This is a genomic window from Streptomyces sp. 2131.1 (assembly GCF_900105515.1).
GTDB classification, from domain to species: Bacteria; Actinomycetota; Actinomycetes; order Streptomycetales; family Streptomycetaceae; genus Streptomyces; species Streptomyces drozdowiczii.
In genome coordinates, this window is sequence record NZ_FNSY01000001.1 from 6,926,036 (window position 1) to 6,950,326 (window position 24,291).

Consider the following 24,291-nt stretch of genomic DNA (forward strand, 5'->3'; position numbering starts at 1 on the left):
GGAAGGGGGAGAACGTTCGGTCTCCTTATCGTCGAGCGCTACGGCCACCCTGTCAAGACCGAACGTTCTCCCTCGGATGTACGATGGAAGCCATGAGCCGGAAGACGAAAGAGGGCAGCACGTCCGAGGCCCGGGCGCGGCTGCTCGGGACCGCGGTGAGGATCTTCTATGCCGAGGGGATCCACTCCGTCGGCATCGACCGGATCATCGCGGAGGCGCAGGTGACCCGGGCCACGCTGTACCGCCACTTCAGCGGCAAGGAGGACCTCGTCCTCGCCTACCTCGACCAGGCGGACCAGGGCATCAGAGCCCAGCTGTCGGCCGCCCAGGAGAGCGCCCGGACCCCGGACGGCAAGGTGCGGGCGGTCGGCCGCGCCATCGCCGAGGGCATCCGGTCGGACGGCTTCCGCGGTTGCGCCTTCCTCAACGCGGCCGCCGAGTACCCCGACCCCGCGCACCCGATCCACCAGGCGGTTCTCGCACACCGGCAGTGGTTCCTCGACACCGTCACCGGCCTGCTGGCACAGGTCGGGGATGCCCCCGCCGAGGCCGCGGGGCGGCACTTCGCCATGCTGCGGGACGGGGCCATGGCCGCAGGGTGCCTCGCCGACCCCGGGCTGATCACCGAGACGTTCCTGGAGGGCATCGAAGGACTCCTGCAGGACCGCACCGCAGCGAACGCGGCCACCTGACCGACACCGAAACCGGACTCACCCGACCCGGTCCAACCACACCCGGTCCCGACTTCCGAACGACGGACCGGCCGGTTCCGCGCGGAGGTGCCGTGTGCCGGGCGCTTCCCGTATGCCCGCCCGGCTGGTAGGAAGCGCGGAACCCGGGCAAAGGTCTACGTGTGAGCGATGAACACAAGGACGTCCCGGACGCCGCACATCGACGTCCCGAGGGCATGAGCGACAAGACCGTCGAGGCGTTGGGGATGCTGTCGAAGGCGCTGGAGACGACGGAGCGGGCTCGGGGCGCGCTCTACGAGTTCCACCAGTTGACGGGCACCGCAGACTTCCAGGTCGGCGACGCGGTACGCCTGCTGCGTGAAGCCGGCCACGGTACGGAGGCGGACCTGCTGGAGCGCGAGGTTCTCGGGCGCAACGTCATCCCGGGCCACTGGACCTTCCAGATCATCGAGGCCTACAACCGGACGTACTACCAGCGCTTCGCCGACCTCGAACACCGCTTGGTCCACGACCTTGCCCAGGGCCGTGACCACATCCACGAAGCCGAACTCAAACAGCGTCGCCACCGCCCCACGGACGGCGACGTGGACACCTGATCGCCGTACGCCGCAGTCCACGGGCTCACGGCGGCCGGCACCCCGGCGTCAGTTCCGGGCCGCGGTCAGAGCCCTCTCGAACTCCCGGTGCGCGTCTGCGTCGAAGAGGACGAACCGCACTTCCTCGACGGGCGCTGCGGCCTCCGCCAGCACGGTGCGTACGGCGGTTCGGGCCCCGTCGTCCATCGGCCAGCCGTAGATCCCCGTGGAGATGGCGGGGAAGGCGACGGTCCGCGCGCCCAGCTCGGCCGCCACCCGCAGGGCCTCGCGGTAGCAGGACTCCAGGAGGGCCGTACGATCCTCGGTGCGGCTCCACACCGGGCCGACCGTGTGTACGACCCATCGTGCGTCGAGCCTTCCGGCCGTCGTGGCGACGGCTTGGCCCGTGCGCAGCCCCTTGCCGTACTGCGAGGCGCGCAACTCGCGGCACGCTGCCAGGATTTCGGGGCCGCCCCGGCGGTGGATCGCGCCGTCCACTCCTCCGCCCCCGAGCAGGGAGGAGTTCGCGGCATTGACGATGGCATCGACGGACTGCTGCGTGATGTCCCCCCGCACAAGGGTGACCGCAACGGCGGAGGGTGTGCTCATGCGCCCATCATGCCGTGGCCGACGGCAGTCCACACCGCAGCCGCGGCCGGCCCCGCGTCAGTAGACCCTGTCCTGCTGGTCCGGTACGACGCTGCCGTCGCCACGCCGCACGGGACCGAGTGTGCCGTCGGGTTCGGTGTAGGCGGCGGTGGCGCAGGGGTAGGCCGTTGCCCGGCGGGGGAGAGGCTCGATGAACATGGGGTTCACGACCCAGCGGCCGTCGGAGTTGTCGTAGGCACGGCACATCAGCTCGTTCTTGTTGCGGTTGAGCACGAGGTGCGCGCCCGTGGCATCGCCGACGAACGTGACGTCGGTGTCGGCGTCACCGCCGCCGATCGTGATCCGCCGGTGGGGTGCCTGCTGGTTCCAGGCGGCCCGGCCCTTGATCCCGTAGATCTCCTGGTTGATCCAGCAACGCTTGCCGTCGATGTACGGGATGGCCTCGCCCCTGGTGACGCCGACGCCGCCGCAGCCCTCGTTGCTGGTCGTGATGCGGCCCCTGCCGTCGAGCACGGACCGGATGGCGACGGTGTGCGCGCGGTCGATGCCGATGCCGCGCGACCACACCTCGGTCACCGGCTCGGAACCCGCCGAGACGATCCAGACGTCGAACCCGGCCTTCTGGAGCGTCCGCACGAGGTCGCGTTGCTGTTCGTAGTACCGGACGTATGCGGGAAGCACGTGGGTGCCGACGGTACGCGTCGCGCCGATGGGCGCGGCGAGGGCCTCCGCGCGGGCGGCCTCGGTGTACGCGCGCAGTTCGGCGACGGTGTGCCCGGCGAACAGCTGCGGCACCCAGGCGTACTGCGGCACGGTACGCCGGTGGTTCCACTTCCCCGCGAAGGCGGCCGCGCCGCTCATCGTGCTGCCGTCCTCACGGATCTGGAGGATCTCGTCGGCGCAGCGCGCATTCGTGGAAGTGGGCAGCGGCGCCCCCACCTTCACATCGGTTCCGCATGCCTCGGTGAGCGCCTTGTCCGCCGTGCCGGTCAGCCATTTGCTGGTGTCCTTCCAGCTGGCCGGCCGAAGGATCCTGTCGTGCCGCAGGGACCAGCTGATGGTGGCGTCGGTGACATCGTTCTTGGTGATGGTGTTGTCCCAGTCGAACGCAGCGACCGGACGCGGTCCACCTCTGCCGTGGCAGGTGCCGCGCTCGTCGATCACGCGCTGGAGCCGGGCCCGGTTGTCGCCGTACCAGGGGAGGTCGTCGGAGAGCTGAGGGCAGCGGGCCGCCGGTGTCACGGACGCGTGACCGGCCGGTGCGGCCGCCACGGGGCCGGTAGCGGCCGCGACTGCGATTGCGGCCGTCACGGCCGAGGTCCACGCGAGAACAAGTCGGGTGCGCATGCGAGTGGACCGTACATCAATGTTTCGGTGATGTAGAGGGGGCACGCTCCCATCCGCGAAACCCAACTGATGGCCACTCAGCTCCCGCTGTCCCGGCGGCGCTTACGAGGCCGCCGCCGTCCCGGCCCGTGGAAGCGCGGCCGGTGGGCCGGTCAAACGGGGAGCCCCTGAGCCGGGCCGGGCGGGATGTGGACGGTCATGATCAGGTGGCAGGTCCCGGTGCCCGACCCCCGGTAGGTGTGGGGGACGTCGCTGTCGAAGGTGGCGGTCTGGCCTGCCTCGACGGGATGCTCGGTGCCATCGACGACGAGGACCATCTGGCCGGCGGTGACGCTGACGGTTTCCACGACACCAGCCTGATGGGGGTGGCTGGGGTACGCCTCGCCGGGCTCCAGTTTCCAGCGCCAGACCTCGACCGGCGCCGGTCCCGTCGTGGTCAGCATGAGCCGTGCCTCGCCGCCCTTCTCCCCGGCCCACAGCGGCATGACCGCATCGGCGGACACGACCCGGACCCGGCCTTCGGCCCGGCCCTCCGTCAGCGCGGACACCGAGATGCCCAGCGTGTCGGCGAGGCGGACCAGGGTGGCGAAGTTCGGGTTGCCCCGAGCCCTCTCCAGGGCGACCAGGGCGCCCTTGCTGACCTTGGCCCGGCGGCCGAGCTCGTCCAGGGACAGCCCGGCCCGTGTCCGGATCGCGCGGACGTTGTGCGCGAGCGCCCGCAATGCCGCCTCGGTCTCCGTCATCGCTGTCCTCCCTCGGAGTAGATGGGTCGGCGCACTGGACCGCGCGGTCGTTCGGTTGACGCAAGCCGGTCGGTGCGTTGTACGGTGTAGTCGTTCTACTGATTGTAAGGAATGTACTACCCGTGATCGCTCCGCTCCACGCTCCGGTCAGCTGTTCGGCTGCGGCTGCGCAGACTTCCGGTGCAGTCTCGAGGCCGGGGGCGAGCACGACGGTGTCGGCCGGATACGGCCCGGCCGGTTGTCCCCGTGAGCACCGCCGTGCCCGCCGGCCTCCTTGCCGTCATGTAACCCCACCCCGGAAAGGAGCTCGGCATGTTCATCCAGCCCTGGGACGCCGCCCTGGACGACGCCGAATGGCAGACATGGCTCGCCGAAGGCCATGACTTCGGCCTCCTGAGCGTCAACGGCCGGCCCGGACACGCGCCGATCGTCGTGCCCACCCACTTCACCGTCGACGGCAGAACCTTGCTGGTGCACCTCGCCCGACCCAACCCCGTCTGGGAGGCGATCGAGGCCGATGCGAACGTCGCTTTCGCCGTCACCGATGACTACGCCTTCATCCCGGGTCCCTGGCGCGCCAAGCCGGACGTGCCGCCCACCGACTGCGTTCCCACCAGCTATTACGCCGCTGTCCAGTTCACCTGCCGGGCCGTGATCGTCGACGAGCCCCAGGCCAAGGCCGAACTGCTGCGACGCCAGATGGCCCACTTCCAGCCCGACGGCGACCACGCCCCCATCGCGGTCGACCAGCCGCCCTACGGCCGGATGCTGCCCGGCATCCGAGGCCTGAGCCTGGAGGTCACAGACGTCCGGGCGAAGTTCAAGTACGACGACCACAAGCCCGTCGAGCAGCGCACCGACACCGTGCGCCGGCTCACCGAGCGCGGCCAGGGCCTGGACGTGCCGACCGCTGTGCAGCAGAAGCGCCGACTGGACCGCATCGGTACGTGGAAAGCCTGACCCCGCCACCCCCGGCCCGCCCCTTCCCGGAACGGATTACCTTGCGATGACCGCCTTTCGTATCAGCCCCGCCGTCGCGGACGCCTTCCCCGACACCCGCATCGCCGTCGTCACCGCCCAGGGCCTGCGCGGCACCGATCCCTGGCCCCGCACCGCGACTGCCGTGGAGGACCTGGAGCGGGCACTCGCCGCGGGCACCTGGCAGCCCGCCGACGAGAGCGACCCGCGCATCGAGGCGTGGCACACCGCCTACCGTTCCTTCGGCACCAACCCCCGCCGCGTCCGCCCCAGCGTCGACGCCCTCGGCCGGCGCCTCGCCAAGAAGGGCACCCTGCCCCGGATCAACCCGGCCGTCGACTCCTACAACGCCGTCTCCGTCCGCCACGGCCTGCCCGCCGGCGCCTTCGACCTCCACCGCGTCACCGGCGCTGTCGAGATCCGCTACGCCGACGGCAGCGAGACCTTCACCCCGCTCGGCGAGCCCGACACCGTCGAGAACCCCAAGTCCGGCGAGATCATCTACACCGACAGCACCGACGTGCTGACCCGACACTGGAACCACCGCGACGCTCACCGCACCCGCGTCACCGATGTTTCCACCCACGTCGCCTTCGTCCTGGAAACCCTGAACGCCACCCGCGACGGCGACCTCCTCGAAGTCGCCGCCGAAGAACTGCACGGCCTGCTCACCCCGCACGCCGGACCGACCGCGGTTCACTACCTCACCCGGAAGCAGCCTCAAGCCGACATCTGAGACCACGCCGCGCGCGACCGCCCCGGAGTGCCGATGAGGGGCCTTGCTCAAGGGCCGGGCTGGAGCCGGATGGCCACCAGGAGCCGGGCGGTGGCAAGGCACCTCCCCCTGCGACCGGTCGGCAGCTGCGAAGCTAATATGTGCGGCGGCTCGCCCTCTTAGGGCGGGTGGTGTGCCGGGAAGCCTGGTCGGCGATGTCATCGCCGTGCCCAGAAAGGCCCCAGTCATGAGTGGGACACCCCCTCTTCAACCGCTCGTGGAACAGGTCCTGGCCTCCTTCGACGCCTACAGCCGGGCCCGGGCCGCCCGCGACGGCCTCCTGTCCAGCAGCCGGACGTCGCCCCACCAGGAGCAGCGGGCCTTCGAGGATCTGCGACGTGCGATCGAAGGGCTTCGCGACGGCGCCCCGTGAACGCCCTCGATGGCGCCGTCAGTGCCGAACGACGACACGGCGAACGGGTGAGCCCCGTCGTCACCGCCGTCAACACCAATGACAAGGCTGCCCTCGACGCCGTCCAACTCCTCGCGGTGTGGTGTGGACAGGGGGTGCGAAGATGCACGCGTGGTGACAGAGGCCGAGTGGACTCGGATTCGAAGGGACTTGCGCTTCGGGCAGAGCTTCACGGGCACCGTCGTGCGGGTTCCCCGGCCCGGTGCGATCGGGATCTTCGTGGACATCGGCCTGGGTGTCGGGGGCTTCGTAGACGTCCTGCTGCTTCCGGAGCAGAGAGAGGACTGGCCGCCGGAAGGCACGGTTGCGGACTTCGAGATCTGGTGGGCCGACCGTCGCCGGCAGATCGAACCGGACCGGTTCGAGGCCTCGGTGGTTCGGGAGAACGAGGTGCTGTGGCCGTAGCGTGAAAGCCCCCTCCAGGCGAGGGAATGGCCACGGAGACCACGTCCGCCGGCCCGCAGTGACGCAGGCGGCGTATGACTCGACTTCGAGGAGCGGAAGGTGACCGGAACCGGCGCTCGGTGGCTTGCGGGCGCGCTGATCATGGCCTGCCTGCTGCTCGCCGGCCCCAGCGCGTCGAACAGCGTCTACATGGTCGAGCCGCTGCCGGCCGGAGCCCCCAAAGAGGCCGTGCCGAACCGTGTGATGACCTGGAATATCTGCAATCCCTGCAAGGACAGCGGGCGGAACGGCGGCAGAGCGGCGGAGATCGCCGCGTACGCGCCTCAGGTCATCGGCCTGCAAGAAGCTTGCGTGGGTGATGTCGAGAGGATCCGGGACTATCTGCGGTACCGGTACGGGCTGGTCTACCACGTCGAGTACGGGTCGGTACTGTCGAGCTGGAGCCGATGCGGAGGAGTGCCGTGGGCTCCCGGCGGCTTCGGTCAGGCGATTCTCTCGGCCGCCCCGATGACCGACCCGGTGAAGGCGGAGTACCCCCGCGGCGGGTCCGAGGACCGCGGCTACATGGCCGTCACCACCCTCGTGGACGGCCTGCGCGTCCGGGTGTTCAACACGCACCTGGCTGAGCGGAGACAGGAATCGTTCCGCGCGGAGCAGACCGCCGTGCTGGCGAAGGAGGTCGCCCGTTACGACCGCACGATCGTTCTCGGTGACTTCAACGCGAGGCCGTACGCCTCGGAACTCGCCGTGATGTGGAACATGGCCCGGGACGCGGACCCCGAGTGCGGCCCCTCCGGTACGGGCACGTGCGAGCCGACCACCGACTGGCGCAGCAAGTTCGACTACATCTTCCTGCGCGGCTTCGATCCGCTGGAGCAACGGGTGCACCTCACCCCGTGGTCGGACCACGACCTGGTGCAGGCCGATCTCAGTGGGAGGTGACAGCACGGTGCCCGTCGCCGGCGCTGTTGCCCTCCCTCGTCCCCGGTCCGCGCGCAGGACAGGGGACGCGCTGCCACTTGGCCGAACTCATCCAAGGCCCCGCGTCCGACTCCGCCGTTCCGCGTTACGCCTCGGGTTCCTCGTCGTTCGCGTCGGCAGCGGGCAGCTGCTGCCCGCTTCGGGCCTGGAGACCCGCGATCCGCTCGTGGGAAGCGATCCTCAGCCGTTCGATCTCCATGTCCATGCGGTTCTTCTCCCGCTGGGTGGTCGCCTCCAGTTTGGCCTTCAAGACCGCAGCGGCTGCCGTGAACGACGCGGCCACGGCCCCGCCCGCCAGAATCTCGTTGACGATCTCGGCCTGGGACTGGCGTCTCAGCGCATCCTGCGCCGACTCCAATCCGTCCCAACGGCCGCTCGCCAGGAGCCTGTCGAAAGTGTCGGGATCCAAGTTGACCCGCGCGGTCTTCGTGCTTCGCGTGTCAAGGGCAAGAGGAGGACCGGCGCCCCGGTCGGCATCGCGCGGGATTCCCAGCACGTCGGCGAAACGCAGTGCGATCTCCGCGCCTCGCCCGCCCCTTCCGGCCAGCAGAGCCAGGCACTCCTGCGCCTCTGCCGGGTCATCAGCTTGGAACCGCTGCGCCGCGGCCTCCAACGCCAGCCTCGCGAACGCACGCGCGAAGACATCCGGGAGCTCACTCGCCTCGGCCAGGGCCGTCCGCAGCCCGTGGTCCACGCTGCGCTTACGATCCTCGCGCTTGCACTCTTCGGAGACCATGCATGCAGTTTGCCCTGAGAGCGGCGAAAACGGGCGAGGTATCGCCTTCACGCTGCCTGGCGCGGGCCACACCGCATCTCTGCCGGAGCCCGTTGCCGGCGTGCTTCGTGCAGTCGCGGGTTCATGGCCGCTCCGCGTCACCGTGGGGCCAGGCCCGTAGCCGGACCCCACGGTGACACGGAGCACGGTCTACCGGAGTCGGCAGGAAGGCCGGACCTTGCGCAGTTCGGTTCTCAGTACGGGGGTGCCGTCGACAGGCGCCGGGTCCTGCGCGGTCGGCTCGATTCCGCCTGCGGCGATCTTGTCGAGCGTCTTCAGGCCGGCGGCACCGACCGTGCCGAACACCGTGTAGTCCGGCCGCAGCACGGAGTCACCGTAGACGACGAAGAACTGCGAACCGTTCGTGTTCGGACCGGCGTTGGCCATCGCCAGCAGGCCGCGCCCGTAAACGCGACGGGCGCCGATCGGATCGCTCGGTGCCGGCGGCAGGTCCACCGGCAGTTCGTCCTTGTACGCGTACCCCGGTCCACCCTCGCCGGTGGCGGTCGGGTCGCCGCACTGCAGGACCTTCAGCGTCGGATACGCCGTCAGCCGATGACACACCGTACGGTCGTAGAACCGGTGCCGCGCCAGGTGCGCGAAGCTCTGGACCGTGCAGGGCGCCTTCGCCCGGTCCAGACGCAGGGGAAGCGGCCCCTGGCTGGTCGGGACAGCCATATCGACCGTGCCGTGACTGGGGGTGTGCCGCGGGTCGGGCGGCAGGGGAACCGGCCGCGCCGCCGGGTCGTCCGGTGTCTGGGAGTACTGGCAAGGGCCGTGCGTGGTTCGCGGTGGGGCATCGGAAGCGGAGGCGGTGACGCTGCCCCCGGACACGACCAACGTCAGTGTCGCCAACGCGGTCATGAGACCTCGGTTCATCCTGCACACCCTCCAACAGTTCGTCAGATTTCGGAGCGGTCGCAGTCTAGGGCGCCGCCCGTCGGGCGAGTACCCGTCCGCAAGCCACATTCGCCCCTTCGAGATCAGAGCAGAGCGGGGGCCGGCAGGACGCCAGAAGCCCAGCAGCAAGTCCGGGGCAATGAGTCTGTCAGCGGCTGGTGAGGAGGCCGTCCACCAGGGCTCGGAGGCCGTCGCTGTAGGTGTCCTCGGCGGTCAGCGGCGCCCAGCGGTCGGCGGCCTGCGCCAAGCGGGGGAGTTCGTCCGGATCGAGATCGGAAAAGACCTGTTCCCGGTACGTCGTACGGCCGTCGTCCGTACGCCGTCGGGCCGCCGTCGTCCTGACCACGATCTCTCCGGCGGTGTAGTACCAGAGAGAGCGGTAGCCGTGCACGGCCCGCTCGAGGGGGAGGCCGCTCGCCACAAAGCCGTCGACGATCTGCTCGACGAACCACAGCGCGGACGTGGACATCAGGTCGTCGGCGGTCAGCACCTCCACGATCCAGGGACAGGCGGCGAGCGCCTCGTGGATCGCGGTGGCGGCGACCACGACCCGCTCGCGGGGGTCGTCCGGCAGTTCGGGGCGGCGCAGGGTTCGCGAGGCGTAGTCGTCCAGTAGCAGGACGAGCAGTTCCTCCTTGTCGCGGACGTGGTGGTAGAGCGCCATCGGCGTACTGCCGACCTCCGCGGCCAGTCGCCGCATGGTCAGTCGGCTCACACCTCCCTCGGTCACGATCCGGCGGGCCGTCCCGATGATCTCCTCGCGGGAGATGCGGGGAGGCCGGCCCGGGGCCTTGCGGGGTGCGGTCGGTTGCGGCATGCCCGCCATCATCCCTCAGGTGTCGACAGCGGCCCTTCCCTCGGCTAGTTTCCTTACATGTACAAAAACTCACGGGGGAAGCCGGGCGTGGTGCTGGCTGCCGCCGCCGTCGCCCAATTCGTCGTCGCCCTGGACATGTCGGTTGTCAATGTCGCGTTGCCCGCGATCCGCGCCGCGCTGGGGTTCACGCCGCTCGGCCTGTCATGGGTCGTGCACGTCTACGCGCTCACATTCGGCGGGTTACTGCTGCTGGGAGGCCGGGCCTGCGACCTGTACGGCCGACGCCGGATGTTCGCGCTCGGGCTGACCGTCTTCGGGCTGTGCTCGCTGGTGGGCGGGCTGGCCCAGACACCCTGGCAACTGATCGCCGCACGCGCCGGGCAGGGCATGGGCGCCGCCGCGGCCGCGCCGGCCGCGCTGGCGATGCTCACCACGACCTTCGCCGAAGGGCCCCGGCGCGTCCGTGCGCTCGGCGTGTGGAGCGCGGTGAACGCGGCGGGTGGCGCGCTGGGTGTGCTGGCAGGCGGGCTGCTCACCGAATACGCGGGGTGGCGCTGGGTCATGCTGATCAACCTGCCCATCGTCGCGGCGGCTCTCGCCCTCATCCCCGCAGGGGTGCCCGCCGGAACCACGCCCGCCCGGCGTGAAAGGCTGGACGTGCCGGGGGCCGTTCTGGCGACCGGCGGCGTCGGGCTGCTGGTGCTGGGTGTCGTCCGCACCGACGCCCTCGGCTGGGGCTCCCCAATCACCTGGGCCGCCCTCGCTGCCGCGGCCCTGCTGCTGGTCGCCTTCGCCTTCGCGGAGTCGAGGGCCGACGCACCTCTGCTGCGCCTCGGCCTCCTGTGCAGCCGCTGGGTCGCCGGGGCGAACGTGCTGGTGTTCCTGGCCGCGGCCGGGCAGTTCACGGCGTTCTACTTCGTGTCCCTGTACATGCAGCAGGTCCTGGGCATGGGTGCCGCGGCGACCGGCATCGCCTTCCTTCCCTTCTCCCTGGGCCTGATCGCGGGAACCGTCGCCGCGACCCGCATCATCGCGACACGTACTCCCCGCGCGTCCCTGGTGCCCGGCGCGCTGCTGGCAGCCGCGGGCCTGGCCTGGTTCGCCCTCATCAGCCCCGACGGCAGCTTCCTCGCCGACGTGCTCGGCCCCTCCCTCGTGACCAGCGTCGGGGCCGGACTGGTGCTGGCCCCGGTCGCCGCCGCGGCGACCACCGGCGTTGCCGCGCGGGAGGCCGGGATGGCCTCCGGCCTCATGAACAGCTCGCGCCAACTCGGCGGCTCCATCGGCCTGGCGGCCCTGGCCACGGTCGCCGCCCACCACACCGGCACAGCCACCGGCCCCGCCGCCCTCAACGACGGCTACGCCCTGGGCCTGGCCACAGCCGCCGTCGTCTTCGTACTCGCGGCAATCGTGGCCATCGGCGTACTGCCGCGCCGCCGAGCCGTCACTCCTGCCCTGCGATCCACCGACCCCGCAGAAGATCAGTTGGAAGGAACACCCTCGTGACAACCACCACCGTCGACCTGTTCGCCTCGGCGCTGCACTTCCACCCCGACGGCCATGTCCGAGCCGTAGAGCGGCAGATGACAAGCGGCAGTTCCGGCACCTGGCAGATCGCTACGTTCCACGTCGAGACCAATGCCGACGTTCACGCCGACCACTGGGAGATGCACCCGGAGGCCGAGGAAGCGGTGTGCTGCCTGAGCGGTGGCATCCGCATCTACTTCCGTCCCGACGCGCCCGACGGGGCCGAGGACATGGTGCAGTTGCAGGCGGGCGCCGCCGTGGTCGTCCCCCGCGGCCGCTGGCACCGCCTGGAACTCGACGCCCCCAGCGACCTGATGTCAATCACTCTTCGCGACGGCACCCGTCTCGAAAAGCGCACCGCCACCCACTGATCGACAGGTGGCCCGGCAGATGGCTGCCGGGCCACCACGCGCTTCGCGCGAAGGCTTGGCGAGTGAGCGGCGAATCCGCAATCGCGGCCCGCCTGCCGGTCTGGACGGTGCGAAGCACGCCATGGCCCGCTCCGGCGAAGTCGTACGTCCGTCAACCGGCCTTCTTGTTGAACCATCCGAGCGATTGGGCGACGGACGCGCCGACGACGAGGATGCCGATGGGAACGAAGGTGAACCAGGTGGGACCGGCCTTCGCGGCCGCGAGCAGAGCGATTGCTCCGAGGTCCGGTGACAGGAGCACGAGCATGCCCAGAAGTACGCGAATCCTGGAAATCACGGGTGACACTCCCATGTACGGGCCGGCTGGATCGATCGGACAGCGTGCGCTCCCCATGGACAGCCGACGACGCCAGCCCGGCGGGGAGTCGGCAGGCTTCCCGGTGTGACCGTGCGATCCCCTCGGGAAGCCTTCTGGGTGAGTCTCCCCAAGTCGGATTGTCCCCGGCATCAGTGGAACTACGGATTCGGATACGTAGGTTCACCGGCAGGCTGGACGGGACGGGCCATCAGGGCGGCGAGGGCCGTACGGGTGGCGACGCCGGCTTTGCGGAGTACCCGGGTGACGTGTGTCTCGACCGTACGGTGGCTGAGGTAGGGCCGGGACGCTATCGCCTGGTTGGTGAGGCCCTCGGCCACCAGTCCGGCGATCTCCCGCGCGCGCGGGGTGAGGTTGGCCGACCACGACACGGTGCCCACCGCGTCGGGTGAGGGCGGGCGGGTCAGTTCCGCCAGACCGACCAAGCAGTCCGGCGTCTCCAGCAGCTGCCAGAGCTCGCTGCTGCCGATGCCGCGGGCGATGTCCTCAGCCTCGTCCGCCAGGTCCCGGGCCGACCTGAGTCGGCAGACCTGGATCCGGACGTGCGCCTTGCACAGCAGGAGAAGCGGCAGCACGTAGACCTGGCCGGAGTTCCGGGCGATCCGCAGTCCCCGGTTGGCACGGCGTTCGGCGTCTGCGTAGCGGCCGAGGAATGCCTCGGCCCACCCCAACCTGCCCAGCAGTTCGCACAGAGCGGCGAGATCGCCGTCGGTCAAGCCGTCCATCAGCCCGGCAGCCTGCTCTGCCACACGGACCGCCCGTGCCCTGACTCACCGGACCGGTCACAAATCTCCCACCGCCTGGGCCGCAGCGAATCCGTGGTTACACCGACGTGCCGCACGTACAGCAGGTACGTCCGGCTCAGGGCGCCACGTACGTGGTTCCACCGACACCCACCACTCCAGCTCGCTCTGGGTGGCACCGATGCCGACGGGCGATTCCGACGGCCGGGCCGCGCGTCCCGCTTCCGGCGACCGGCTCCGGGATGCCGCTCCGGCGCGGGCGTCGTCGCCCTCCAGGCCCTCTGCCGGAACTGTCGGAGCCGCTCGCCACGTCCTCGTGGCAGTGCGGTCGTCCGGTGTGCTGGGGCGTGTATCCAAAGTGCTGGTCATCGGTGTGGCGCCGCCTGGAACGGCATGTGCCACGGTCCTCGGCGAGAGCGCGAAGCTGCTGTGTGTCGCCCCTCGACCTCGCCGTCGAAACCAGAGCCGTCGGGTCCTTGCCGGCCTGCGTTCGGGTTCGGCGAGCTGCCGGCAACGGATGCGTCGGCACCGGCGGCGCCCTCGACAGGGCCTGGGTATCGGCCGTGATGGCAGGCGCTTGCCCCTGCGCCGTGATGAGTCGGGCCGAAGTGATCCGGGAGCAAAGGCAGGTTCACATGACACTGTATGTTCAAATAGCTCTGGCCAGAGCGTTGTTGTGTGAACCGAACGTGCCATCGCGCGAAGGAGATCGTGTGTTCCCCAACGGGTCGTTCGAACAGGGAAAGCCGCACCCGGCGCGCGTCTACGACAGCCTCCTCGGTGGCAAGGACAACTACCCGGTGGACCAAGCCGTCGCGGAGGGCATCGCCCAGCGCTGGCCGGAAATCCAGCGCAGTGCGCAGCAGAACCGGGCATGGATGGCGCGCGCTGTCCGGCATATGGTGAAAGAGGGGGGTGTCACACAGTTCCTGGACATCGGCACCGGCATCCCCACCCGGCCCAACCTGCACGAGATCGCTCAAGGCTTGGTGCCCTCGGCTCGGATCGTCTATGTGGACAACGACCCCGTGGTGCTGCGGCACGCCGAGGCGCTGCTCACCCCGATATCACCCGAGGGCCGATCGACCTACCTGCAAGCCGACCTGCGTGACCCGCGCGCGGTACTGGAATCGCCCGAGGTGACCGAGACGCTCGACATGACGCGTCCGGTGGGCCTGGTCCTGGCCGCGATCCTGCACTTCCTCGACGAAGACGAGGACCCGGCCGGCGTCCTGCGAGTCCTCGTGGACGCTCTTCCGGCCGGTTCGTATGTCGCGTTGTCCCATGCCTGCGGTGACGCGGATCCCGTCAGGGCAGCGGAGGCATCGGCCTTCTACCGGCAGAACAAAGTCTCCAAGCCCGTGGTGCTGCGCACACAGAAGCAGATCGAGGAATTCTTCACGGGACTGGAACTGCTGGACCCGGGCGTAGTACCAGTCGACCGCTGGCACCCGGACGCATTGGTGTCCGAGGGGCCTGACGACATGGGGTTCCGTGGCGGCCTGGGCCTCAAGCACGGAACTGCCTGAGGGGAGGCTCGGCCCGCTGAAAGGGGGTATGCGGACACTTCGGGGCCCCAACTCGTCAAACCCCGCTCCTCAGCCCGCCGTGTAGCCCTCTCGATCTGCTCGAAAGGGGTGAGGGCGGACGTGGGGGCGCTGGTGGAGGAAACCGTCGCAGGGGGGCTCCGTGACGGGCACGACGAAGTGGTCCGCCTGTATGTCGCTGCCTGTGCCGAACGCATGGCGCCGCTGTTCGTGGGTCTACGGGCAGGTGTACCAGGGCGGGAAGCCGACCTGGACCTCTGCGCTGAGTCCGTTCGCGAACTCTGGCTGATCCCCTGCCCAGGTCGCTGGCGGCCGGAAGCACCTCGACGGACATTGGCGCGGCAGCGAGTGCCTGCCTGAGTTCGGCCAGGAGGGCACTTCGACGAACCACCCGCCAATCGAGATGACCCCTCAGACGTCGTTCGCCGTCGATCGGTGGCTCTGGCCGAGATGAGCATGGATGACAGGACCGAGACCGCCTGCCGGATCTGCGGGTACGACGATGGCGAAGCGGTGTTCTTCGGAGCCGGGGCCCATGGAAGCCCGGCCGCGGGCGGGCTTCAACCCGAAGAGGCCGTTGTAGGCGGCGGGAACACGGAGCGAGCCGGCGGCGTCGGTGCCGTGGGCAAGCGGCACGACCCCGGCCGCTACGGCCGCGCCCCCGCTGGATCCGAGTGCATCAGTGGGAGATGAGAGCGTTGCTCTGCAGCTGACTTCGTCCGATTGCTGGCCTCACGCCCTACTGGCCGGTATACAGGCGAGGTTGGGTCTGCCGGGCACCGGCCACCGAGCGCCGGGTGCCTTCTCATGTCCCGTGCGTCCTGGTCGCCGCCGAATGTCGGCGGACTGTCGGAATTTCTGGGGAGGACATGATGATGCATCGGACGCGTCCGGGCGGGGCCATATCCAAGCGACGCACCGCCATCACGCTGGCCGCGCTGAGCAGCTGCGCGCTCGCCGTCGGCTTCACCGGCACGGCTTCGGCCGCGGCGGGAGGTGTGCACGGAACACCCCGCTCCACCTACGTGGCGCTGGGCGACTCCTACACTTCCGGCCCCCTGATACCCACGCAGGTCGACGCCAACTGTGCCCGTTCCGACCACAACTACCCGTCGATCACCGCCCGTGAGCGCCGCGTCACCTCGTTCACCGATGTGAGCTGCGGCGGTGCGACGACCGCCGAGATGTGGCAGGCGCAGGGCACCAACGGACCTCAACTGGAAGCGGTGAAGCGAGACACGGATCTCGTGACCCTGCAGATCGGCGGCAACGACGTCGGCTTCGGCTCCATCATCGGCACCTGCGCCGGTCTCAGTGCCAAGGACCTCGCCGGCAACCCCTGTCAGCAGTACTACGGGGCTTCGGGTTACGACCAGTTGACAGTGAAGATCCTCCAGACAGCGCCCAAGGTCGCCCGCGTACTGCGGGAGGTGCACAGCAGGGCACCCCACGCGCGCGTGGTCGTCGTCGGCTACCCGGACCTCCTTCCCGACGACGGCACGGGCTGCTACCCCGACGTCCCGTTCGCGGCCAAGGACTTCTCGTACCTGCGGGACACGGAGAAGCGCCTCAACCTGATGCTGCGCGCGGTGGCGCTGCTGAACCGGGCCGACTACGTGGACACGTACGGACCGACGGTGGGCCACGACATGTGCACGGCACCCGCCGACCGGTGGATCGAGCCGCTGCGCCCCACGGCGCCCGCCGCTCCGGCCCACCCCAACGCGAAGGGCGAGGAAGTCATGGCACAGGCGCTCCTGAAGACCCTCAGCAGAGGTGCTGGGCACCATTGATCCCGTCCCTTGGCAGGCGGGCGCACGCACCCTGAGGCGGGTCACATCGCCACACGCGGGGCGGAGGCAGCCGGAACCCGCATCCCTTTCAGGTACTGGTCCCGGTCGCCCTGGAGGGCGAGGGTCTCGTAGCGGAGGGTCGGTTCACCCACGAGCGAGTGGGTCAGACGCATGGTGCCGTGGGTCTTGTTCGCGACGTCTTGCGAGGCCCACAGCTTGCGGAACCCATCGCTCTTCATGGCGAGTTCCCCGATCAACGAGGCGATCTGCGCGTCCTCCGGGTGCACGCCCGCCCAGACCCGCAGCTGCCCCACCACGTCGCGGGCCTTGGTGTCCCAGTCGGTGGACAGATCGCGGGACGCGGGGTCTCGAACCCGGCGGCAGCGACCCCGCTCTGATCCTGCCGGGGGCACCCCTGGGCCACGCGGCCGAGCAGATCGTGATGGGCCGCACCTACAACTCGGGCCAGGGCTGCGTGAACATCACGCGCGTCATCGTGGTCGGCAGGGAACGGGGCGAGTAGCTGCCGGCCGAGTTCAGGGAACGATTCGCCCGCATCACGGTGGGCGATCCCCGGGACGAGCGGACCGTGGTCGGTCCGCTCGTCCCGGGGATCGCCCTTGAGGGCCTGCTGCGGCAGATCCGGGAGGCCGAGGCCGCGGGCGCCCGCATCGCCTTCGGCGGCAGCCGGATCGACCGTCCCGGGTTCTACCTCGAACCGACGATCGTCACGGACATCACCGAGGACAATCCGCTGTACCACGAGGAGGCGTTCGGCCCCGTGCTGTCGTTCCACGCGGTGGACAGCGAGGAGGAGGCGATCCGGCTGGCCAACGCCACGCGCTTCGGCCTCGGCTCCTACGTCTTCGACGCGGACGTCGAGCACGCCCGGCAGGTGGCCGGCCGTCTGGAGGCCGGGATGGTGTACATCAACTCCTGCTTCGCCGACTCGCCGCGGCTGCCCTTCGACGGGGTCGAGAACTGCGGATTCGGCCGCGAGCCGGCCGAGATCGGCATCGGCGGGTTCCTCAACCGAAAGATGGTGAAGGTCGCGCAGTGATCCCGGGCCGAGGCCGGCGGCCCGGGTACTGCCGGCTCAGGGGATGAGGACGAGCTTGCCGTGGATCCCACCGGACTCTCCGAGGCGGTGGGCTTCGGCGGCGCTCGACAGCGGCAGCGTCGAGTGGACCTTGACGCGCAGCGCTCCGGTGGCGGCCATGTCGGCGATGGCCCGCATACCGGCGTGGTCGGACTGCACCATCATGCTGCGGTACCGCACACCGCGCTCACCGGCCAGGGCCAGGGCCTCGTCGTCGGCGCCCAGGAGGGAGACGAGGACACCGCCACGGCGCACGGCGCGCAGGGAGTCCAGGCGCGTCTGCCCGGTGAGCGGTACGAGCGCGGCATCGGCGTCCGTGAGGACGTCGCCGATGGTGGTGGTGCGGTAGTCGAAGACCTGGTCCGCGCCCAGGGAGCGTACGAACTCCGCGTCGGCCGCCGACGCGGTGGCGGTGACCTCGGCGCCGAGATGACGGGCGATCTGTACGGCGAGGTGGCCCACCCCGCCGGCACCGCCCTGGATCAGCACCCGCTGGCCCCTTGTGACGCGGGCGGTGTCATTCAGGGCCTGCCAGGCCGTGAGCGCGGCCAGGGGCAGCGCCGCGGCCTGTGTGAAGTCGATGCTGTCGGGCTTGGCCGCGAAGGCCCGGGCCGGCCCGGTGGCGTACTCGGCGTAGCCGCCGGGCTCGTACGGATACGGCAGCATCCCGAAGACCGCGTCGCCTTCGTCGAAGATCGTGACACCGGGGCCGGCCTTGTCGACGACACCGGCCACGTCCCAGCCGGTGGTCGCGGGCAGGCCGTGGTCGTAGGGAATCGTGCCGTCGCGGTGCTTCCAGTCGGTCGGATTCACACCCGCCGCGGCGACCCGGACGCGGATCTCGCCCACGCCCGGCTCGGGAAGCGGCAGTTCGGTCTCGATGAGGACCTCGGGCCCTCCGTAGGTCTGCTGAATGATCGCTCGCATGGGTGCGGCTCCTTGTGGGGCGGTGAGTACGGGTCCGGGATCAGGCGGCGTCGGTGCCGTGATCGACGGTGAGGACGATCTTGCCGGTCTGCGCGTTGGATTCCATGTAGCGGTGGGCTTCGGCGACGTCGCCGAGGTCGAAGGGATTGTCGACCACCGGAGCCAGGGCGCCGTCGCTCAGGCCCCGCGTTGCTGAACGCGACCGCGCGGCGCAGCCGTGCTCCGGGGCCCACGTCACACGGAACATCGTGAACATGCCTGTGCTCAGGGTCGAGGGCAGGCCGGACGCCGTGGCCGCCCGTGATCTCCTTGACGCGGCGACCAGGTCCTCGTTCTCGCTGTCGATGTCATGCGCGGCGCAGACATCGAGGAGCGCCTGCCGCTTCGAGGCGCCCCGGACGGTGGCGATCGGCACCGCGCCGACGAGGCGGGCCGTCTGGATCGCGGCCAGGCCGACTTCTCCGCAGGCCGCCATTGACGCGTACCTGACCGATCGATACGCTCCAGAAACCCTTCTGAGAGCGCTCTCAGATCGCTTCGGAGGTCTCGCACCGGCTACCTCCGCAGCACGGCTTTCCGGATGAGGAGTAGAGCTTGTCCGCCAACATTCTTTCCGTCCCCCGCACGCACCGGTCCCGTCGGCCCAGGGCAGCCGCCCTGGTCGCCGTGCTCGCGCTGGCCGGCGGATGTCTCGTCGCCACTCAGGTCACCGCCGCCACCGAGGCTGCGGCCGTTCCCGCGACCATCCCGCTCACGCTCGCCAACAAGTCCGGACGCGGCGAGCAGGTCTACGTCTACGTCATCGGCACTGAACTCTCGTCCGGGCGCCAGGGCTGGTCCGACGCGAATGGCACCTTCCATCCGTGGCCCGCCGGCGGCAACCCGCCGACGCCCGCTCCGGACGCGTCCATCGCGGGCCCGGCCAACGGGCAGTCGAAGACGATCCGGATGCCGAAGTTCTCCGGCCGCGTCTACTTCTCCTACGGGCAGAAGCTGGTCTTCAAGCTCACCACCGGCGGTCTGGTGCAGCCCGCGGTGCAGAACCCGAGCGACCCGAACGCCAACATTCTCTTCAACTGGACCGAGTACACGCTCAACGACGCCGGTCTGTGGATCAACAGCACCCAGGTCGACATGTTCTCCGCCCCTTACGCGGTCGGAGTGAAGCGCCCGAACGGCACCACCCTGTCCACCGGACACCTCAAGCCCGGTGGCTACAAGGCGTTCTTCGACTCCCTGCGCAGTCAGTCCGGCGGCTGGGGCGGGCTCGTCAGGACCCGCTCCGACGGGACGATCCTGCGGGCGCTCGCCCCCGGCCATGGCATCGAGGCCGGAGCGTTGTCGGCCTCGGTCATGAACGACTATGTCAACCGGGTGTGGAGCAAGTATTCCTCGCAGACGCTGACCGTCCAGCCGTTCGCGGACCAGCCGAACACGAAGTACTTCGGACGGGTGCAAGGCAACACCATGAACTTCACCAACAGTTCGGGAGCGGTCGTCACCAGCTTCCAGAAGCCCGACTCGGACAGTATCTTCGGCTGCTACAAGCTCCTCGACGCGCCGAACGACCTTGTTCGGGGGCCCATCTCCCGCACCCTGTGTGCCGGTTACAACCGGTCGACGCTGCTGAGCAACCCCAACCAGCCCGACGCGAACGACGCGAACTTCTACAAGGACGCGGTCACCAATCACTACTCAGCCAAGATCCACGCCCAGATGGCCGACGGCAAGGCCTACGGCTTCGCCTTCGACGACGTGGGCGCGCACGAATCACTCGTGCACGACGGCGACCCACAACAGGCGTACATCACGCTGGACCCGTTCAACTAGGGGCTGTCCGTGAACGGGCCCGCCGCAGCTCAGGCTGCGGCGGGTCCGTCGCCATGCCGACGCTCGGCGCGGGACGCTGGAGCCGACTCCCAGCGGCACAACGACACCTGCTCGCGGCAGACGGCAGCTGGGTCACCCTCTACCTGGGCACCTCTTACCCGAGCGCCGACCGCCTCTGGCACCTGGCGGACGACAACACCAGCTGGTGACGGCAACCGCGCCTCCCTCCGACCGGACCGAACGGAGGCGCGGACAGTGAGTCCGCCGAAGTCCCCGGCCGCACGGCCGGGGACTTCCGTGTCCACTTTCCGTGGGCCCGTGGGCGGCGGGGTGCTGTAGCCGGATTCTCACCTACCCTCGGCGGCGTGCTGCCGGCGCGAGGCAGAAACCCCTGACCCTGATCCGTGGCACTGCGTGGCTCGTAAAGGGCTCGACCACGGCGCAGAGCTTGCTCCGCGATCCGTGCCGCGTCCGTGACGACGGCGCTCATTCGTGAGGCGAGCGGGGCCGGGGTGGTCGGTTCAGCCCGGGTTGAGGACCGAGTCGTCCAGGGGGCGGGCTCCGGGCAGTTGGTGGCGGGCGGCGATCAGTGCCGCGTCGATGTCGCGGGTGCCGGTGGACACACACAGCGTGTAGGCCACATCGTTCATGCGCCGACGCACCTGCGCGCTGTCGGCGTGGGAGGCGTCCACGGCGGCGAGGGCTTCGTACTGGTCGATCAGATTCCGCAGCACCGCGGGGTGGGCCATCAGCATTACAAAACCGTCCTTCTTCACCTGCACCGACTGGCTAGGGCCGTGCGCTCACGTACCCGATTCCACGCCCCGCACTCCCCGCCCGCCTCACACGCCCCAGGCGCCCTCCATCTGCCTCCTGAACAGGGCGTTCTTCAAGGGGTTCGAGGGTTACCAGGCGGTGTGGCCGGAGGGGCTGTGGTCGGTGCTGTCGTGGAGGGAGACGCGGACGGTCACGCGTTTGCCGACCGGTTCGCGGTGGATCTCGAAGCTCTGGCAGACCATGAGGACGAGTTCCAGGCCGTGCCGGCCGATCCGGGTCGGGTCGCAGGGGGAAGCGGTGGGGAGCACCGGGCCGGAGTCCCACATGGTGATGCTCAGCATGGCGCCGTCGGACTCCAGGTCCAGCAGACACGGCCCCGGAGCGTACTTGCACACGTTGGTGGCCAGCTCACTGACCACCAACTGCGCCACATCCGCCGCACGTTCGGAGACAGACCAGCCCTTTGATGACCCTGTCCCGGTAAGGAAGTCGCGGGCGAAACCGCGGGCACGGGCTATCGCACCCGACGTCATGTCGTACGCGGCACTGCCGCGCATGGTGCCCGTTTCCTCGGCCCGGCTCTGGTCGACGTCCTTGCGAACTGCCTGCTGCTTCATGGTTACCCCCGGTCGGCCGGCCGCGTTTCGCAGCCCTCCGTCCACTACCCGCACACACGAGTCGCACACGCCCTGCGCGGCGTGTGAGGGGCCACGGCCGTCACGAAACGGAGCGCCCCGACGGCCATGACCGATCCGCACCACCCTGGCCCGAACCGCCGCAGAACCGCGGGCACGACCCCGCAGCTGGATTTCGTCGGATCGCGGCTTCGCTGCCGCGGGCGCGCCTAGTACGACGGAGGTGGCGGGGTATCCGTTTCAGTGGGCCGGAGCGTCTGCCCGGCCCACCGGCTATGGAGGAAGCAGGGACCCGCCGTGAACTCTGCGACAGTGGGTGGTCTGATCAGCAGCATGCATCCGGAGGGCGACCCGGTCCGCACGTGCGAGCCGGCGACCGCGCCAGATCTCGGCCCGGACGAGACGGGGCAGTACGAGGACTCGCCCGAGCAGCCCACGATCGTCCGGGGCCAGGACTGAGCGTCCTGTTCCGTGCGCGCACGCCGTGAACCAGCCCCCGTGCGGTCGGCGGACGTGCGGTTCCCGCTTCTTCACCGAGGGGGCCCGGTCAGCTGGTCAGTACCTGCGGTGAAACGACCTTGATCATCGCGTTGGCCCAGCGCTGCTGGCGCAGGGTCTGCGGGTGGCAGCGTTCGGTCAGGTCGAGGAGTTTTTGGTCGCGGGCGGCCTGGGCGGTCTGGGCCAGCAGCTCCCAGTCCACGGAGACGGCCGCCGCCCCGGTGAGGAAGGCGTCCTGGACGACGAGGAACAGCCGTTCCTGCGCCAGCACCGACCGGATGCGCCGCAGCTCCGGCAGCGACACCGCCGGGTTGGTGCCGCTGACCCACAGCATCCGGATGGAGCCCTCTTCCACGTACCGGAACATCTGCATCGCGTGCGTCGGCGGGCCGTAGTGCGGCACCTGGAGCGGGTCCAGGTTCCACAGGCGGGTCAGCTCGGCCATGTGAGCGTCGTTCTCCCAGTTGCGGAACCCCGGCATGTCGCCGTTGGCGCCACACTCCCGGGTGTTCTGCGCGGTCGGCTGGCCGTTCATCTGGAGGACCCCGCAGCCGGGCCTGCCGAGCATGCCCCGTACCAGGTGCAGGTTGTTGACCTGCACGGCGGCCGCGGTCGCCTGGTGGGACTGGTAGAAGCCCTGCAGCACCGTCGACAGCAGCCGCTCGGCGGTGCCCAGCACGCGGGCGGCCTGGCGGATCTGCTCGGCGGGGACGCCACAGATACCCGCCACGTGTTCGGGCGTGTAGGCGTCGAGGCGCTTCTTCAGCTCGTCGAAACCGACGACGTTGCGGTCGAGGTACTCCTGGTCGGTCCAGCCGTTCTCCACGATCTCCCGCAGCAGACCGTTCATCAGGGCCACGTTCGTCCCGGGCCGAGGTGCCAGATGTACGGTCGCCGCCTTCGCCACCGGGGTGGGGCGGGGGTCGACGCAGACGACGGACGGCGGGTTCGGCCCGGCCAGCCGGTCCAGCACCCGCGTCCAGAGCACGGTCTGCGTCTCCGCCATGTTGTGCCCGAACAGCGCGATCGTGTCCGCGTGGTCGATGTCGGTGTATGAGCCCGGCTGGCCGTCGCTGCCGAACGTCTCCTTCAGGGCCTCGGCCGCCGTCGACGTGCACAGCCGGGTGTTGCCGTCCAGATGGTTGGTGCCGATGCCGCCCCGGGCGATCAGCGTGAGCGTGTAGTACTCCTCCGAGAACAGCTGGCCCGAGGTGTAGAAGCCCACAGCCGAGGGCCCCTGCTCCTCCAGCAGCTCCTTCGTGCGGCGCACGACCCGGTCCATCGCGGTGTCCCAGTCGCTCTCCACCAGCGCCCGTCCCCGTCGCGCACCAGCGGCCGGGTCAGCCGGTCGGGCGAGCCGTTGGCCTGCCAGCCGAACAGGTCCTTCGGGCCGAGACGCCCGTGGTTGACCCGGTCCTCGGCCCGGCCGCGCACCCCGACGATCCGGCCGTCCTTCACGGCGATGTCGAGGCCGTCACCGTTGGAGTGCAGGATCGCCGCCGACTGCACCCACCGCTCGACCTGGTCCGGCGTGACGCCTTCGGCGAGCCGGGTGTCCACCCGTACGGGCCAGGGCTCGCCGGGACCGTAGGGGGTACGGGTGCCCCAGGGCTGTGCGATGCGGTCGGTGCGTGCCATCGGTACTCCTCAGGTCCGGCCGGTGCGGGCGCCGCCGGCGATAAGCGCCGAGCCGTCCTCGCCGGGTGTACAGATCGTCGAGAAGGGCCTGGCAGTCGGCCACCAGGCCTAGACGTCGGTGCTCCGCCCGGGCACCTCGTCCGCCGCGCTCAGCCGGCCGGAGCGGGGCTCTCCTCCGGCTCCGGCGGCTCGCCGACGCCGCCGTCCAGGTCCGATACAGCGTGTTCTCCGGGCCGAGGTCGTCGTACTGCGACTGGCGGGCGTCGTTGTCACGTGCCTCTGTCTGCTTTGAAACATCCCATTCGTCACCCTAGGTGTGCGGTCGCTCCACGTCTTCCCGGGCCTCTTCGTTCGGGGTCAGCGCATCGCCCGCCTCGCGGTCCTCGTGATGCCGCTTCGCCGGACCTGCGGTGTCCGCCACGTCGGTCGCGGCCTCCTCCGCCTCCTCGATCACCTCGTCTGCGGCGGTGCGGGGCGGCTTCCCGTGCTCACGGTCCTGGTGGTTCATGCGTCTCCTCGTA

The 24,291-nt window shown here is 69.8% G+C and carries 27 protein-coding genes and 3 pseudogenes; 14 read left to right on the forward strand and 16 right to left on the reverse strand.

Annotation, left to right across the window (positions count from 1 at the left end; genetic code table 11):
* Nucleotides 1-92 precede the first annotated feature (92 nt).
* Together BLW14_RS30785 and BLW14_RS30790 are read left to right on the forward strand one after the other, a co-directional pair.
* On the forward strand, nt 93-692 hold the full coding sequence (locus tag BLW14_RS30785) for a TetR/AcrR family transcriptional regulator (RefSeq protein ID WP_093710382.1): 600 nt from the start codon (nt 93-95) through the stop codon (nt 690-692).
* Nucleotides 693-907: 215 nt separating this feature from the next.
* On the forward strand, nt 908-1,288 hold the full coding sequence (locus tag BLW14_RS30790) for a hypothetical protein (protein WP_093710383.1): 381 nt from the start codon (nt 908-910) through the stop codon (nt 1,286-1,288).
* Nucleotides 1,289-1,336: 48 nt separating this feature from the next.
* On the opposite strand, the gene BLW14_RS30795 is transcribed toward BLW14_RS30790, so the two are convergent.
* From BLW14_RS30795 to BLW14_RS30805, 3 genes are all read right to left on the reverse strand, one after another.
* Nucleotides 1,337-1,876, reverse strand: a complete 540-nt coding sequence (locus tag BLW14_RS30795) for an O-acetyl-ADP-ribose deacetylase (protein ID WP_093710384.1) — start codon at nt 1,874-1,876, stop codon at nt 1,337-1,339.
* Between the two features lie 57 nt (nt 1,877-1,933).
* The gene (locus tag BLW14_RS30800) at nt 1,934-3,223 is read right to left on the reverse strand and encodes an HAD family hydrolase (protein WP_177154153.1); all 1,290 of its coding nucleotides are present in this window, start codon (nt 3,221-3,223) and stop codon (nt 1,934-1,936) included.
* Between the two features lie 152 nt (nt 3,224-3,375).
* Nucleotides 3,376-3,966 carry a helix-turn-helix domain-containing protein gene (locus tag BLW14_RS30805; RefSeq protein ID WP_093710386.1) on the reverse strand — a complete coding sequence of 197 codons (591 nt, stop codon included), beginning with the start codon at nt 3,964-3,966 and terminating at the stop codon, nt 3,376-3,378.
* Nucleotides 3,967-4,278: 312 nt separating this feature from the next.
* Between BLW14_RS30805 and BLW14_RS30810 the strand changes: the two genes are divergently transcribed.
* The 5 genes from BLW14_RS30810 (at nt 4,279) to BLW14_RS30825 (ending at nt 7,478) form a co-directional block, all read left to right on the forward strand.
* Complete coding sequence (locus BLW14_RS30810; RefSeq protein ID WP_093710387.1) at nt 4,279-4,926, forward strand: FMN-binding negative transcriptional regulator; 648 nt, start codon at nt 4,279-4,281, stop codon at nt 4,924-4,926.
* Nucleotides 4,927-4,972: 46 nt separating this feature from the next.
* Nucleotides 4,973-5,680: a B3/B4 domain-containing protein gene (locus BLW14_RS30815; protein ID WP_093710388.1), complete on the forward strand. Its 708-nt coding sequence runs from the start codon at nt 4,973-4,975 to the stop codon at nt 5,678-5,680.
* Nucleotides 5,681-5,906: 226 nt separating this feature from the next.
* Nucleotides 5,907-6,092 carry a hypothetical protein gene (locus BLW14_RS34290; RefSeq protein ID WP_143052025.1) on the forward strand — a complete coding sequence of 62 codons (186 nt, stop codon included), beginning with the start codon at nt 5,907-5,909 and terminating at the stop codon, nt 6,090-6,092.
* Between the two features lie 150 nt (nt 6,093-6,242).
* Complete coding sequence (locus BLW14_RS30820; RefSeq protein ID WP_256332925.1) at nt 6,243-6,536, forward strand: hypothetical protein; 294 nt, start codon at nt 6,243-6,245, stop codon at nt 6,534-6,536.
* Between the two features lie 99 nt (nt 6,537-6,635).
* Complete coding sequence (locus BLW14_RS30825) at nt 6,636-7,478, forward strand: endonuclease/exonuclease/phosphatase family protein (protein WP_093710389.1); 843 nt, start codon at nt 6,636-6,638, stop codon at nt 7,476-7,478.
* A 124-nt stretch (nt 7,479-7,602) separates the two neighbouring features.
* Here BLW14_RS30825 and BLW14_RS30830 read toward each other — a convergent pair whose 3' ends face one another.
* The 3 genes from BLW14_RS30830 to BLW14_RS30840 all read right to left on the reverse strand — a co-directional run bounded on the left by BLW14_RS30830 (nt 7,603) and on the right by BLW14_RS30840 (nt 10,009).
* Nucleotides 7,603-8,253, reverse strand: coding sequence for a hypothetical protein (locus BLW14_RS30830; protein WP_093710390.1), 651 nt, complete (start codon nt 8,251-8,253; stop codon nt 7,603-7,605).
* 189 nt (nt 8,254-8,442) lie between these two features.
* Complete coding sequence (locus tag BLW14_RS30835) at nt 8,443-8,970, reverse strand: peptidylprolyl isomerase (protein WP_256332926.1); 528 nt, start codon at nt 8,968-8,970, stop codon at nt 8,443-8,445.
* 370 nt (nt 8,971-9,340) lie between these two features.
* Nucleotides 9,341-10,009: a TetR/AcrR family transcriptional regulator gene (locus BLW14_RS30840; RefSeq protein ID WP_093710903.1), complete on the reverse strand. Its 669-nt coding sequence runs from the start codon at nt 10,007-10,009 to the stop codon at nt 9,341-9,343.
* 57 nt (nt 10,010-10,066) lie between these two features.
* Between BLW14_RS30840 and BLW14_RS30845 the strand changes: the two genes are divergently transcribed.
* Together BLW14_RS30845 and BLW14_RS30850 are read left to right on the forward strand one after the other, a co-directional pair.
* Nucleotides 10,067-11,515 (forward strand): MFS transporter, encoded by a 1,449-nt coding sequence (locus BLW14_RS30845; protein WP_177154154.1) that lies wholly within the window; start codon nt 10,067-10,069, stop codon nt 11,513-11,515.
* The gene (locus BLW14_RS30850; RefSeq protein WP_093710393.1) at nt 11,512-11,907 is read left to right on the forward strand and encodes a cupin domain-containing protein; all 396 of its coding nucleotides are present in this window, start codon (nt 11,512-11,514) and stop codon (nt 11,905-11,907) included. The genes BLW14_RS30845 and BLW14_RS30850 overlap by 4 nt, the downstream gene beginning before the upstream one ends.
* Before the next feature lie 151 nt (nt 11,908-12,058).
* Here the strand turns inward: BLW14_RS30850 and BLW14_RS30855 are convergent, their stop codons facing one another.
* Both BLW14_RS30855 and BLW14_RS30860 read right to left on the reverse strand, forming a co-directional pair.
* A complete protein-coding gene (locus tag BLW14_RS30855) occupies nt 12,059-12,244 on the reverse strand; it encodes a hypothetical protein (protein ID WP_093710394.1) in 186 nt (61 codons plus the stop codon).
* Nucleotides 12,245-12,423: 179 nt separating this feature from the next.
* Nucleotides 12,424-13,008 carry a helix-turn-helix transcriptional regulator gene (locus BLW14_RS30860; protein WP_093710395.1) on the reverse strand — a complete coding sequence of 195 codons (585 nt, stop codon included), beginning with the start codon at nt 13,006-13,008 and terminating at the stop codon, nt 12,424-12,426.
* A 731-nt stretch (nt 13,009-13,739) separates the two neighbouring features.
* Between BLW14_RS30860 and BLW14_RS30865 the strand changes: the two genes are divergently transcribed.
* On the forward strand, nt 13,740-14,555 hold the full coding sequence (locus BLW14_RS30865; protein ID WP_093710396.1) for an SAM-dependent methyltransferase: 816 nt from the start codon (nt 13,740-13,742) through the stop codon (nt 14,553-14,555).
* Between the two features lie 534 nt (nt 14,556-15,089).
* Here the strand turns inward: BLW14_RS30865 and BLW14_RS30875 are convergent.
* Nucleotides 15,090-15,245: pseudogene (locus BLW14_RS30875) on the reverse strand (amidase family protein); the annotation flags it as partial.
* A gap of 200 nt (nt 15,246-15,445) precedes the next feature.
* On the opposite strand from BLW14_RS30875, the gene BLW14_RS30880 reads away from it, so the two are divergent.
* Nucleotides 15,446-16,366, forward strand: a complete 921-nt coding sequence (locus tag BLW14_RS30880; RefSeq protein WP_093710904.1) for an SGNH/GDSL hydrolase family protein — start codon at nt 15,446-15,448, stop codon at nt 16,364-16,366.
* Between the two features lie 41 nt (nt 16,367-16,407).
* On the opposite strand, the gene BLW14_RS30885 is transcribed toward BLW14_RS30880, so the two are convergent.
* Nucleotides 16,408-16,683, reverse strand: coding sequence for an MmyB family transcriptional regulator (locus tag BLW14_RS30885; RefSeq protein WP_256332927.1), 276 nt, complete (start codon nt 16,681-16,683; stop codon nt 16,408-16,410).
* Nucleotides 16,684-16,781: 98 nt separating this feature from the next.
* Here BLW14_RS30885 and BLW14_RS30890 point away from each other — a divergent pair.
* Nucleotides 16,782-17,426 (forward strand): annotated as a pseudogene (locus tag BLW14_RS30890) (aldehyde dehydrogenase family protein).
* A gap of 36 nt (nt 17,427-17,462) precedes the next feature.
* On the opposite strand, the gene BLW14_RS30895 reads toward BLW14_RS30890, so the two are convergent.
* Both BLW14_RS30895 and BLW14_RS30900 read right to left on the reverse strand, forming a co-directional pair.
* On the reverse strand, nt 17,463-18,392 hold the full coding sequence (locus BLW14_RS30895; RefSeq protein WP_093710398.1) for an NADP-dependent oxidoreductase: 930 nt from the start codon (nt 18,390-18,392) through the stop codon (nt 17,463-17,465).
* A 40-nt stretch (nt 18,393-18,432) separates the two neighbouring features.
* Nucleotides 18,433-18,867, reverse strand: a complete 435-nt coding sequence (locus tag BLW14_RS30900; protein WP_093710399.1) for a zinc-binding dehydrogenase — start codon at nt 18,865-18,867, stop codon at nt 18,433-18,435.
* 119 nt (nt 18,868-18,986) lie between these two features.
* On the opposite strand from BLW14_RS30900, the gene BLW14_RS30905 reads away from it, so the two are divergent.
* The gene (locus BLW14_RS30905; RefSeq protein ID WP_093710400.1) at nt 18,987-20,222 is read left to right on the forward strand and encodes a glycoside hydrolase family 64 protein; all 1,236 of its coding nucleotides are present in this window, start codon (nt 18,987-18,989) and stop codon (nt 20,220-20,222) included.
* A 521-nt stretch (nt 20,223-20,743) separates the two neighbouring features.
* On the opposite strand, the gene BLW14_RS30910 is transcribed toward BLW14_RS30905, so the two are convergent.
* Together BLW14_RS30910 and BLW14_RS30915 are read right to left on the reverse strand one after the other, a co-directional pair.
* The gene (locus BLW14_RS30910; RefSeq protein ID WP_093710401.1) at nt 20,744-20,977 is read right to left on the reverse strand and encodes a DUF5133 domain-containing protein; all 234 of its coding nucleotides are present in this window, start codon (nt 20,975-20,977) and stop codon (nt 20,744-20,746) included.
* Nucleotides 20,978-21,127: 150 nt separating this feature from the next.
* A complete protein-coding gene (locus BLW14_RS30915) occupies nt 21,128-21,556 on the reverse strand; it encodes an ATP-binding protein (protein WP_093710905.1) in 429 nt (142 codons plus the stop codon).
* A gap of 375 nt (nt 21,557-21,931) precedes the next feature.
* On the opposite strand from BLW14_RS30915, the gene BLW14_RS34670 reads away from it, so the two are divergent.
* On the forward strand, nt 21,932-22,093 hold the full coding sequence (locus BLW14_RS34670) for a hypothetical protein (RefSeq protein ID WP_177154156.1): 162 nt from the start codon (nt 21,932-21,934) through the stop codon (nt 22,091-22,093).
* A 241-nt stretch (nt 22,094-22,334) separates the two neighbouring features.
* Here the strand turns inward: BLW14_RS34670 and BLW14_RS30920 are convergent.
* Nucleotides 22,335-23,770, reverse strand: a pseudogene (locus BLW14_RS30920) (molybdopterin-dependent oxidoreductase); the annotation flags it as partial.
* Nucleotides 23,771-24,080: 310 nt separating this feature from the next.
* Nucleotides 24,081-24,278: a hypothetical protein gene (locus BLW14_RS30925; RefSeq protein ID WP_093710402.1), complete on the reverse strand. Its 198-nt coding sequence runs from the start codon at nt 24,276-24,278 to the stop codon at nt 24,081-24,083.
* Nucleotides 24,279-24,291: the final 13 nt, after the last annotated feature.